Raw genomic sequence first — 11,787 nt, 5'->3', positions numbered from 1 at the left:
CTCCACGACCGCGTCCAGCACGCCGTCGGCCGAGTAACGGCGCACGGCCGCCCCGCCGTTGAGCGCCGTCCACACCCCGCCCTCGGCGTCCACGCACAGTCCGTCGGGATGTCCCTCGTCGGGGTCAATGGACACGAAGGGGCGCGGATCGACCAGCCCGCGGGCCGGGTCGTAGTCCATAAGCGTGACCACCCCGGTGGGGGTGTCGATCCAGTAGGCGACGGTCCCGTCGGGCGAGAATCCCAGCCCGTTGCAAATGGTGGCGCCGCCCCACGCGCGCATCGGCTGCGCGCCAGGCCCGTCCCAGCGGTACATGTTGGCGCCACCGGGCGTCTTGGCATACGGCATGGTGCCGATCCAGAAGCGGCCGTCGGGGTCGCAGCCGCCCTCGTTCGTGCGCACCTCCGGGTCGGTGAATAGCTCGGCCGCCGGGCTGAGGTCGCTCAGGTCGTCGCGGCGGCCCAGAGAAATACCCCGCTCGGTGGCGACGATTGCGCCGCCGCCCACCCGCGGCCGAATGACCGAGGCGACGGCGGAGCCCACGGGCAGGCGCCGGTGCCCGCCGGGTGCGTTGTCATCCAGCTCGACGACGGCGCCGGCGAGCATATCGACGAACCGGAGGTGGTCGGTGGCCTCCCACCAGCAGGGGCCTTCGGCGTGGTAGGCGATGGAGTCGGTGATGCGCTGCGCCTTCATAAGTGCAGGCTACCGGGAGTGGCTGGGCGACGGGTGAGTACGACGGGCGCGTAGGGCAGGCATGTGCGGCGGGCGCACGGATCGTCCACCGGTTGGACTGAGGCCGCGTCGTCGTCGCCGCGGGCTTAGCCTGCGGGCAAACCCCGTCCCCACTTCGCGATCCGAGGATCTCATGACCCCCTCAACGACTGATGCCGATCCGCAGCCCGAAGCCGCACCGACTCCCACTGACTCCGTCCCGGCGGCGGATGCGGTGGCCGAGCAGCGGCAGGAGCGCAGCGCACGCATCGCGGTGACCATTTTCCCTCTCATCATGTTCGCCGCCTTCCTCGGCGCATTCTTCTTCCCCACCACCTTCGTGCCGCTGGCCAGTCACATGACGCTGCTGCTGGCGATCACCATGCTCGGTATGGGTATGACCCTGTCCGTCCCGGACTTCACCATGATCGCGCGCCACCCGGTGCCGGTCATCGTCGGCGTACTCGCGCAGTTCTCCATCATGCCGCTGGTGGGTTGGACGGTCGCGCAGCTCATCCCGCTGCCCGACGAGCTCAAGGTCGGCATCATCCTCATCGGATGCGTCCCGGGCGGAACCACCTCAAACGTGTGCAGCTTCCTGGCCAAGGGCAACACGGCCCTGAGCGTATCCATGACCGCCTTCTCCACCATGCTCGCCCCCGTCGTCACGCCGCTGCTCACCCTGTGGCTGGCCGGAACCTACATGGAGGTGCCGGCGGGGTCGATGGCATTGTCCATCGTCCAAATCGTGCTGTTGCCGGTGGGCACCGGGCTGATCCTCAATATGTTCGCCCACCGGCAGGTGGCGCGCATTCAGCCCGTCATGCCGTGGGTGTCCGTCATTGCCATCGCCGGCGTTGTCGCCGCCGTGGTCTCGCGCAGCCAGGCGCTTATCGCCACCGCCGGCCTGCTCATGTTCGTGGCCATCGCCGTGGAGAACGCGGTCGGATACGCACTGGGCTACGCGGTGGCACGCGTCATGGGCGTGTCCCGCCGCGACCGACGCACCATCTCCATCGAGGCGGGGCTGCAGAACGCGGGCCTCGGCTCGACGCTCGCGGCCACCTACCTCAGCGCCGCGGTGGCCGCACCTTGCGCGGTGGCGACCTTCTGGCACACCATCACCGGCTCCATGCTCGCCATGTACTGGCGTCTGCGCGGCTTCCCCGACGGCGAGGACCCGCGGGCCACCATCCGTCAGCTGCGCGAGCGCGCCGCCGTCGACGCCTAGGGCCGTGAGGCGCCCGGTTGTTACCGCCGGGTCCCGGGGCCGCACGGCCGGCTAGAGCGTCACAGCATGCAGGACACGCAGCCCTCGACCTCGGTGCCGGTGAGTGCCGCCTGGCGCAGACGGATGTAGTACAGCGACTTGATGCCCTTGCGCCAGGCGTAGATCTGCGCCCGGTTGACGTCGCGCGTGGTGGCTGTGTCCGGGAAGAACAGCGTGAGGCTCAGGCCCTGGTCCACGTGCTGGGTGGCAGCGGCGTAGGTGTCGATGATCTTCTCGGGACCGATCTCGTAGGCGTCCTGGTAGTACTCCAGGTTGTCGTTGGTCATGTAGGGCGCAGGGTAGTAGACGCGGCCGATCTTGCCCTCCTTGCGGATCTCGATCTTGGCGACGATCGGGTGGATCGAGGAGGTCGAGTGGTTGATGTAGGAGATCGAGCCGGTGGGCGGCACCGCCTGCAGGTTGCGGTTGTAGATGCCGTCCCGCTTAATCTTCTCCGCCAGGTCGGCCCAGTCGGCGCGCGTGGGCACGTGCACCGACGACGCCTCGAAGATCTCCCGCACCCGCGGCGTCACCGGGAGGAAGTCCTGGGTGAGGTACTTGTCGAAGAACTCGCCGGTGGCGTACTTGGAGTCCTCGAAGCCGACGAAGGTCTCGCCACGCTCCACGGCCAGTTCATGCGAGGCGGTCAGGGCCGCGAAGAGCACGGAGGCGAAGTAGACGTTGGTGAAGTCCAGGCCCTCCTCGCTGCCGTAGAAAATGCGCTCACGGGCGAGGAAGCCGTGCAGGTTCATCTGCCCCAGACCGATGGCGTGGGACTCGTGGTTGCCACGGTTGATCGAGGGGACGGATTCCAGCTCCGTTTGGTCGGAGACCGCCGTCAGTCCGCGCACGGCGGTGCGGATGGTGCGCGCGAAGTCCGGGGAGTCCATGGTCTTGGCGATGTTGAGTGAGCCGAGGTTGCAGGAAATGTCCTTGCCGACGTGCGCGTAGGACAGGTCCTCATTGAGCACGCTCGGTTCGGACACCTGCAGGATCTCCGAGCAGAGGTTGGACATGACCACCTTGCCCTTGATGGGGTTGGCGCGGTTGACCGTGTCCTCGAACATGACGTAGGGGTAGCCGGACTCGAACTGGATCTCGGCAAGCGTCTGGAAGAACTGGCGGGCGTTGATTTTGTCCTTGCGGATGCGGTCGTCCGCCACCAGCTCGCGGTACTTCTCGGTGACGTTGATGTCCGCGAAGGGCAGCCCGTAAACGCGCTCGACGTCGTAGGGGCTGAACAGGTACATGTCCTCGTTGTTGCGGGCCAGTTCGAAGGTGATGTCCGGGATGACGACGCCGAGCGAGAGGGTTTTGATACGGATCTTCTCATCCGCGTTCTCTCGCTTGGTGTCCAGGAACCGCATGATGTCCGGGTGGTGGGCGTGCAGGTACACGGCCCCCGCACCCTGCCGGGCTCCCAGCTGGTTGGCGTAGGAGAAGGAGTCCTCCAGCAGCTTCATGACCGGGATGACGCCGCTGGACTGGTTCTCGATGCGCTTGATGGGGGCGCCCATCTCCCGCAGGTTGCTCAGCAGCAGGGCGACGCCGCCGCCGCGCTTAGATAGCTGCAGGGCGGAGTTAATGCCGCGGGAGATGGACTCCATGTTGTCCTCGATGCGCACGAGGAAGCAGGAGACGGGCTCGCCGCGCTGCGCCTTGCCCTCGTTGAGGAAGGTGGGGGTGGCCGGCTGGAAGCGGCCGGACATCATCTCCTCGATGAGGTCGAGCGCGAGCGATTCATCGCCGTCGCCCAGCGCGAGCGCGACCATGGTGACGCGGTCCTCGAAGCGCTCCAGGTAGCGCTTGCCGTCGAAGGTCTTGAGCGTGTAGGAGGTGTAGTACTTGAAGGCGCCCAGGAAGGTTTCGAAGCGGTAGTCGTGCGCGTAGGCGGCCTTGAAGGCGGACTTGACGAACTCAGGGCTGTAGCGATCCAGAACCCGCTGCTCGTAGTAGCCCTCCCGCACCAGGTACTCCAGCTTCTCCTCCAGGCTGGGGAAGGAGACGGTGTTGTCGTTGACGTGCTGGAGGAAGTACTGGCGCGTGGCCTCGCGGTCAGCGTCGAACTGAATCATGCCGTTCGCGTCGTACAGGTTCAGCTTGGCGTTGAGGGCGTGGTAGTCGAGGTCCGGAGCCGGCACGGTCGTGATCGCGGGGTCCGTCAGCGTGTCTGCCAAAACTTGTCCAATCCTTCTTTGACGCGTTCGACGTCGGTCGGGGTGCCGAGCAGCTCATACCGGTAGAGGAACGGCACCTTCAGCTTGCTGGCGATGATGTCACCGGCGATGCCGTAGGCCTCGCCGAAGTTGGTGTTGCCCGAGGCGATGACGCCCCGGCACAACGACCGATTGTGCGGGTCATTGAGGAACTTGATGACCTGCTTGGGTACGGCTCCCTTGATGGCGCCGCCGCCGTAGGTGGGCACCACGAGGATGTACTCCTCGGTGACGTTCAGTGGCTCGTCCTTGGGGCGCAACGGGATGCGCGCGCTGGGGAAACCGAGCCGGTCAACGAAGCGGCGGGTGTTCTCCGAGGTGGAGGAGAAGTAGACGAGGAGGGGGCGGTCACTCACTTAGGACCCCGCCCCGTTCAGATAGCGGCAGCCTCGGCGGCGGAGACGGAGAGAGCCTTGATCTTGTCCGGACGGAAACCGGACCAGTGGTCACCACCGGCCATGACCACCGGCGCCTGCGCGTAGCCGAGGGAACGAACCTGCTCGAGCGCCTCAGCGTCAAGGGTGATGTCAACCGTCTCGTAAGACAGGCCGGCCTTGTCCAGGGCGCGGTAGGTCGCGGAGCACTGGACGCAGTTGGGCTTGGAGTAGACGGTGATCGCCATGTCTGTCACTTCCTGGCAGTAAGTGGTTGCTAGTTCGGGTACGTGCACACCCCCGGCAGCTCCCCGCGAGGGAAACCTACCCGGCTGTAATCACACGCATGTAGTTCTCGGGAGGGCAAGCGCCCCCTGCTGAACAAAACACTACCCCTAGGGGTGGAAGTGCGCCACCACCCCAAGATGATGTGTCTGGCGTGTCGTTGTGCATAGATCACCTCCGATCTGTGGACAGGCCCACGATCACTGTGGAGACGGCTGTGGAGCCACCGCGCCCACCCCGCGACGCCGCCCGGCGCAGACGACGGCGCAAGCACCCGGCGAGCACCCGCGAACCGGCGTATCCATGGTCTCGCGGGGGTACGACACGAATTCCTCACCCTTAACCGCCCGCAACCCACAGGCCCGCTCCCTCAGCCGACCGCGAACCATCCCCACCCTGGGGACGAAGGCGCACAAAATCCCCTCCTCATTGCCCACCGCCGGGCGTGTCGCGTCGATACCGCCCGGCAGAGCCCCGACCCCCCGCATCCGCCCAGGTCACCCCGCATCTGCCACCCAATTCCATTCCACCCCTGCGCCGATCGTGCTACGTTCCCAGGAGTTGGTTCCCGCCACGAGGCCGTGCCGCACCGAGAGGAGCCCGTCACACCATGGACGCAACCGCGCGCCGACAGGAGATATTGACCCGACTCGAAGCCTCGACCACCCCGCTGGCTGCGGCGTGGCTGGGCGAGCAACTCGGCGTCTCCCGGCAAATCGTCGTCGGCGACGTTGCGCTCCTGCGCGCCGCGGGGCACGCCATTCGCGCCACCAACCGCGGCTACCTCCTGGCCCGCCCGAGTTCGCGGCCGCGGCGCGTCTTCCACGTCCAGCACGGACGCGAGCAGATTGCCACGGAACTCTCCGCGATCATCGACGCCGGCGGCACCGCCCTGGACACGATCATTGAGCACCGCCTCTACGGCCAGATCACCGTAGACCTGCTCATTCACGACCATGCCGACCTCGACCTCTTCCTCGAGCGCATGACCGAGTCCTCCACTCTGTCCGAGCTGACCAATGGCTGGCACGCGCACACGATTGAGGCCGACACCGAGGAGCAGTTGGACGCCATCGCCTCACGCCTGGCCGAGCTCGACATCCTGCGCTGAGAGGCAGTTCACGCCGCTAGTGTCATGACACCCAGCCGCCTCCGACTATTGTGCTAGGTGTCTTGACACCTCGGGTGCGCCGTGGAATCACACGTCATGGCCGCCCGCCGTCCATGCGAGGTCCCCGTGTCTACATCCTCAGTATCCGCCGCGTCCTCCGCCACCCACGCACCCACTCCTCCCGGCTCACCGGCCTCCCCCGCCGAAGCTTCCCCGGGCCGCGCCGCAACCGGCTCCGCGAGCACCCCGCCCGGCTTGTCCGCGCATCTGCGCGCCTTCGGCAACCGGTTCTTCATCGAGGGGCTGACCGGCATGGCGCACGGTCTGTTCGCCACCCTCATCATCGGCACGATCCTCACCCAGATCGGAGCCTTCATCCCGGGGACGGTGGGCGACTTCATCGTGCTCATGGGACGGGTGGCCTCTTCCATCACCGGCGCCGGCATCGGCCTGGGCACGGCCCGTCGTCTCAAGGCGGATACCTTCGTCGTCATCTCCGCTGCCGTCGTCGGGCAGATCGGGGCGCAGGCCTCCGGGCTCCTGTCCGGCAGCGCGTTGATGACCGACGACGTCGGCACCGCCTTGCTTCTGCGCGGACCCGGTGAGCCGCTGGGCGCCTTCGTCGCCGCTTGCACGGCCATTGAGGTGGGGCAGCTCGTCTCCGGGAGGACGCCGGTAGACATTCTCCTCACGCCGCTGACCACCATCGTGGTGGGTGGCGGTGCCGGGCTGATCGTCGGCCCGCCCATTTCCTCGGCGATGACGGCGCTGGGACACCTCGTCAATTGGGGCACCGAGCGCCAACCACTGCTCATGGGGGTGATCGTCGCCGTCATTATGGGGATGGTGCTCACCCTGCCAATCTCCTCGGCCGCGCTCGGCGTGATCCTGGGGCTGTCGGGCATCGCGGCGGGTGCCGCGACGATCGGCTGCACCACCCAGATGGTGGGTTTCGCCGTCGCGTCCTTCCGGGAGAACCGCTGGTCCGGGCTGCTCGCGCAGGGGTTGGGCACCTCCATGCTGCAGATGCCGAATATTCTGCGCCGCCCGCTCATCTGGATTCCGCCCACGCTCGCATCGGCTGTGCTCGGGCCGGTAGCGACGGTCGTGGTGCACATGGAATCCAATGCGGTGGGCTCGGGCATGGGCTCGGCCGGGCTGGTCGGGCAGCTCATGACCTGGCAGACCATGAGTGGCTCCATGGAGGCCGGCCGCCTGGCGCTCATGATCGTGCTGTTCCAGTTCATCGCGCCGGCCCTGCTCACGCTTGCCATCAGCGAGTTCATGCGCGCCCGAGGCTGGATCAAACCCGGGGACATGGCACTGGCCCGGGCTTGAGGAGCTCGAGCGCCGACGCCGCCGGGCAAATGGCTCGGCCCACACCACTTGCCGGGGCCTTGAGGGGCCCGAGCACCGACCACGAGCGCACCGCAGTGCCCCAGCGCCGGCCCACATTCCGGGGAACCGAAGGACCGCATCACCGGCCCAACCCCACCGCGGCAGCAGCCCGGATCCCGGGCCACGGGTGGCTCCGATCGTTGCGGTGCGGTGGGGTCGAGCCTCTTGGTGCGGTGTTGATCTGGTGCTGGCCATGACCGACTGCTCGGGTGCGGTCTCATCCCAGAGAGCATGACCCAGGCGGTGGAGAAAGGCCTCGGACATACCGAGGGTCGCGCCACGGCCATGACCCTGGGTGGAGTCTCAACTGCGTGCAGTCGAGGGCATCCGGACGGACAGGCGACGGTCAGGCTCGACGACGCATGCAAGCCCAGCGCCACACCCGAGTAACCGCAGGGCGCACGCGTAACCGCCACGAACACGAGTTTGCGTCGCGAACACGAGTTCTGGAGATATGCAGGTGTTGAGACCGTGCAAAACTCCAAAACTCGTGTCTTCGGCACAAACACGTGTTCACCACGCCAGGGGCAGGCCCCTGAACGCGCAGGCAGGACTATACGGCGGCCCACGAGACCACCACGGGTTGAGGCACCAAAGTCCAGCCGCGCCCATCGACGACAACCTCACCGGCCCCGTCCTGGCCCGCAATGACGCACTTGCATCACCGCGAGCCGACGACGCACCTAAGTAGCCGTGAGGAGGGCAAGGGCCACCGCCGACCGCGCCCGACTCCACGCCAGACCTCGAGCCCGGCCCTGAGCCAGCTCAGCCACCCCGGCAAGCGCCGAGACGAAGACCCGCATACACGAACCGGCGTGCTGTTCCAGCCACTTCCACGAATACGTGCAATGCCACACGCCAGGCAGCCCCACATCCATGCGATACTCGTGACACAAACGAGACTATCCCTGGATGCCGACGGGCAACCATCCCGCCGCGTCCCCTCCCCCGGCGAAGGAAGCTCTTCATGACCTCGCACCCGACGGCGCAGGAACTCCCCGCAGGATGCCGCGCCGCCTCACGTCAGATCGTGGCTGCGAGCCTGGCAATCGACGCGCTCGTCGTACTGCTGCCGTTGACACTCGGGCTATTGCTGCCAGGTCCCGCCCTACTCAGGCTCCTGCTGGTACTCGTCTCCCTCGGATTCCTCGCGGGTCAGCTCATTGCACATTGCCTGTTCGGCCGCGCCATCGGCGGCCTGCTGCTCGGAGTGCTCACCGTGGATACGGAGGCGGGGTTGCCCACCGGCACCGGCCGCTCCCTCGCGGCGCTCACGTTTCTCGGCTCAGCCGCCGGCGCGACAGTGCTTGACGTCCGACACGGCATGAATCCCACTCAGGGGACCTTGGACGAGCTTGATGAGCTCGCCGCCTCAATGCAGCAGCCCACGGCGCAGAAAGACACGCAGCCCGCACTACAAATTCCGGCACAGACAATGGTGCAGACGCCAGCACAAACAACAGTCCAGGCAATGGCGCAGACGACGCCATTGCCGCCCACGGTTCCGCCGGTTGCGCCCACGACCACCGCTCCCCTGGCGACCGCACCTGCGCCGCCTCCGCCACCAGGCCCCGCGCTAGACACGTCTGTCATCACGCCGATGCTCACGACCACTGCAGCAACCCCCGCCGCCCCCAGCGCCGAGCCATCCACCGATACGACGCCTGTCACCGCGCCGCCGACCGTAGTGTCTCCAGCCGCAGCGCTTCCGGCCAGTGCGCCTCCGGTCAGTACATCGGCGACCGGCACGTCTCCGGCCAGTACGCCTCCAGTGACACGCAAATCCCTGCGCGCCAAGGAGAGAGCACAGGAACGGGAACGAGAGCGCGAGCGCTTGGCCACCCTGGAAGACAGAGCGAGGCAGGAACTGGAAAGGATGGCCGGATGATGGCTGCAACATCACGGTCCGCCGACGCCGCCCCCAAGGGCGAGCGCCAAGGCCCAGCCCGGATTCCCACGCCCGCGTGCCCCGGCTCCACACGGCCCGTATCCGCGCCGACCATCCCATCCGTACGGCCCGCGACCCCCGGCTCGCGTTCCAGCTCCCCACGGCCCTCATCCCCTGGCGCGCGTTCTACCTCCCCACGGTGCGCGCCATCTTCGCCAACCCACCCGAGTCGCCATGCCGCGTGAGAACGAGCAGGCGGTCCTCGATTCTGCGCGCGTACATCACGCACGCCTGCGCGACGCCCTGGAACGCGGCCGCACGCCGGGAAGGAGCCGGGCCCAGGCGCCGCGGCTGATCGCCTCACTCGTGATCGCGGCCCTGGCGTGCAGCGGCTGCGTGGGCTACGGCTACATCTCCACGCACCTGGACTCGCTCCGCAAAACCACGGGCGGAAGCACCTCCACCGACAGCAGCACCGCAGCGCCCCCGTCCCCCCAGCCGACGGATGCCGCGGCACTGGCAACCCAGGAAGCCGAGCAATGATCCCCTATACCCGCATCACCCTCGTGGCAGACCGGTCGCGGGCCGAACTGGTGCTGCCCTCCACCGAGCCGGTCGGCACTCAGATGCCGACGCTGCTGTCCCTCCTGGGCGGCCAGTCCGGTTACTCCGGCACCCCGGCGGCGACGCGCCTGGTGCGCGCCGACGGCCGCCTGGTGGATCTCGAGCTGGACCTGGCCGCCCAGGAAGTGCTGGACGGTGAAGTCCTGCGCCTAGTAGCCGACGACGAGATCCCGCCGCCCGCGCGCGTATCCGACCTGAGCGAGGCCATGGCGGACCTCACCGAGACGCATCCGGGCAGGTGGCGGCGCACGGACCGGCCGCTCGGTGCCGGCATCCTCATCGGAGTGCTGGCCGCGCTCGCGGCCCGGCCCCAACGCCAGTTGCTCTCGCCGACGGCGCACACCTGGGTGGCGCTCGCGGTCATACTGGCGCTCTTCGCCGTCGCCGCACTCCGACGCAGCGGTATCGGCCCGACGGGCGTCGACGTCCTGGGCCGGTGCCTGCTGCTGGGACTGCTGGCGGCGCAGTGCCTCGCCCTGGCGACCGGGGGAACCGCGTACGGAGCGCTCGCGGCCCTGGCCCTGATCCTGCTGGCGACTGCCGCCATGGGCTTGGCCTTCGACCGCCTGGGCTGGAGCGCCGGCGCCGCCGTGGGGCTCGGCGTTGAGGGCGTCTGGATGCTCATCGCCGCGCTGTCTCCCACCTCGAAGCTCGCCTACGGATTCCTGGCGGTACTCGCGCTGATACTCGCGGGCTCACTGCCGTGGATCGCGCTGGTCGTCTCCGGCGCGGCCCGGCTGGACGACACCGCCCTGACCGGGGTGCTGCCACCGCGCGACCGGGCACGCCGCAGCCTGACCGCCGCCCACGACTCGCTGCTGGTCTCCTGCCTGGTGGCGGCCGCCGCCCTGGCATGGGCGACGGCGAGCCTGGCGCGGCAGGGCGATCCGTGGGGCCGCTGGCTGGCCGTGACCGTAGTGGTTGCCACAGCGCTGCGCTCACGCGCATTCCCATTGCGGGCGGAGGTCATCTCCCTGTGGCTGGCCTGCCTGCCCGCCCCACTCATTCTCGCCTCAACGCTGCCTTCGCCACAGCGCGCCGTCCTACTCGCCGTCATCGTCCTGGTGCTGGCGGCCGCCGCCCTCTACCAGAGCGCCGATCAGACCCGCGTGCGCCTGCGCCGTCTCGGTGACATGGTGGAGACGGCTGCAACCATCGCCACCGTGCCGCTGCTGTGCGGGCTCGACGGGCTCTTCACACACCTGTTGGGACTGTTCGCATGACCGCGCTCGTCCGTGATGGTTCCAGAACGGCGCCCGACGGCGGCGGTCACCTTCACGTCCTGCGCCGCCCGCTCGATCTGGGCGCCCTGGTCCTGACCGGTGCGGCCGCCTGGCGCCGTACCGCCGCGCAGACGCACCGGACCCTGGTGCAGCCACTGCCGCTGACCTGCCGTATCGCCGTGGTCCCCACCGCGCCGGGCTGCGGGGCCACCACCGCGGGTATGCAACTGACCGGAGTGCTGACCCGCGCCCGGCGTGCACCGGCGCTACTGCTGTCGGCCTCCCCCGGCACCAACACCGCTGCCGACCGCCTGACCTTCGCCCGCGCCTGGCCCCTGGAGGACCCCCTTCCCACTGCGGTGCCGCCGACGGAGCTCGGTCCGGCCCTGCGCAGTGCGGCGGGCTGCGGACCGGACCGCCTGACCTCGTGCCTCCGGCTGGAGGCTACAGGTCATGGCCTGCCGCCGGCATGGCACCGGGCGCGGCGCGAACTCGGGCACTTCTTCGACACCTGCCTGACCGACTTCGGCCCGCTGACCCACGCCGAGCTGACCGAGATCGCCCCGCTGCACCACGCCATCGTGCTGGTGACCCCGGCGCGGCGCCGCGAGGTGGAGCGGGCCCGCGCCGGGGTCACCAGCACGATGGCGTGGTGCAGCGGGGCGATCTCGGTCAGCTCGGCGT

General features: G+C 68.3%; 11 protein-coding genes. 7 read left to right on the top strand and 4 right to left on the bottom strand.

The window, feature by feature from the left end:
• Window positions 1–696 (bottom strand): SMP-30/gluconolactonase/LRE family protein (locus RWX45_RS04430; RefSeq protein WP_316022565.1); only part of this gene is annotated, 696 nt, incomplete at its 3' end.
• A 172-nt stretch (window positions 697–868) separates the two neighbouring features.
• Between RWX45_RS04430 and RWX45_RS04425 the strand changes: the two genes are divergently transcribed.
• Complete coding sequence (locus RWX45_RS04425) at window positions 869–1,945, top strand: bile acid:sodium symporter family protein (protein WP_316022564.1); 1,077 nt, start codon at window positions 869–871, stop codon at window positions 1,943–1,945.
• A gap of 59 nt (window positions 1,946–2,004) precedes the next feature.
• On the opposite strand, the gene nrdE is transcribed toward RWX45_RS04425, so the two are convergent.
• From nrdE to nrdH, 3 genes are read right to left on the bottom strand one after another with little or no spacing between them, the layout of a single operon-like run.
• Window positions 2,005–4,161, bottom strand: a complete 2,157-nt coding sequence (nrdE, locus tag RWX45_RS04420; protein ID WP_316022563.1) for a class 1b ribonucleoside-diphosphate reductase subunit alpha — start codon at window positions 4,159–4,161, stop codon at window positions 2,005–2,007.
• Window positions 4,146–4,556, bottom strand: a complete 411-nt coding sequence (gene nrdI / locus RWX45_RS04415) for a class Ib ribonucleoside-diphosphate reductase assembly flavoprotein NrdI (protein WP_316022562.1) — start codon at window positions 4,554–4,556, stop codon at window positions 4,146–4,148. The genes nrdE and nrdI overlap by 16 nt, the downstream gene beginning before the upstream one ends.
• 17 nt (window positions 4,557–4,573) lie before the next feature.
• On the bottom strand, window positions 4,574–4,822 hold the full coding sequence (gene nrdH / locus RWX45_RS04410) for a glutaredoxin-like protein NrdH (RefSeq protein WP_316022561.1): 249 nt from the start codon (window positions 4,820–4,822) through the stop codon (window positions 4,574–4,576).
• Window positions 4,823–5,469: 647 nt separating this feature from the next.
• Between nrdH and RWX45_RS04405 the strand changes: the two genes are divergently transcribed.
• From RWX45_RS04405 to RWX45_RS04380, 6 genes are all read left to right on the top strand, one after another.
• Window positions 5,470–5,970 (top strand): transcription repressor NadR, encoded by a 501-nt coding sequence (locus RWX45_RS04405; protein WP_316022560.1) that lies wholly within the window; start codon window positions 5,470–5,472, stop codon window positions 5,968–5,970.
• A gap of 126 nt (window positions 5,971–6,096) precedes the next feature.
• Entirely contained in the window at window positions 6,097–7,308 is a 1,212-nt protein-coding gene (locus tag RWX45_RS04400) for a PTS sugar transporter subunit IIC (RefSeq protein WP_316022559.1), read from the top strand.
• Between the two features lie 1,027 nt (window positions 7,309–8,335).
• Entirely contained in the window at window positions 8,336–9,256 is a 921-nt protein-coding gene (locus RWX45_RS04395; RefSeq protein ID WP_316022558.1) for a hypothetical protein, read from the top strand.
• Between the two features lie 234 nt (window positions 9,257–9,490).
• Window positions 9,491–9,799: a hypothetical protein gene (locus RWX45_RS04390; RefSeq protein ID WP_316022557.1), complete on the top strand. Its 309-nt coding sequence runs from the start codon at window positions 9,491–9,493 to the stop codon at window positions 9,797–9,799.
• Window positions 9,796–11,103, top strand: a complete 1,308-nt coding sequence (locus tag RWX45_RS04385) for an EsaB/YukD family protein (RefSeq protein WP_316022556.1) — start codon at window positions 9,796–9,798, stop codon at window positions 11,101–11,103. The genes RWX45_RS04390 and RWX45_RS04385 overlap by 4 nt, the downstream gene beginning before the upstream one ends.
• On the top strand, window positions 11,100–11,787 hold a 688-nt coding region (locus tag RWX45_RS04380), incomplete at its 3' end, for a hypothetical protein (protein ID WP_316022555.1). The genes RWX45_RS04385 and RWX45_RS04380, both read left to right, overlap by 4 nt.

It is taken from the genome of Actinomyces sp. MRS3W, assembly GCF_032465695.1.
Classification (GTDB): Bacteria; Actinomycetota; Actinomycetes; order Actinomycetales; family Actinomycetaceae; genus Actinomyces.
This window is presented reverse-complemented; position numbering and strand designations above follow the sequence as displayed.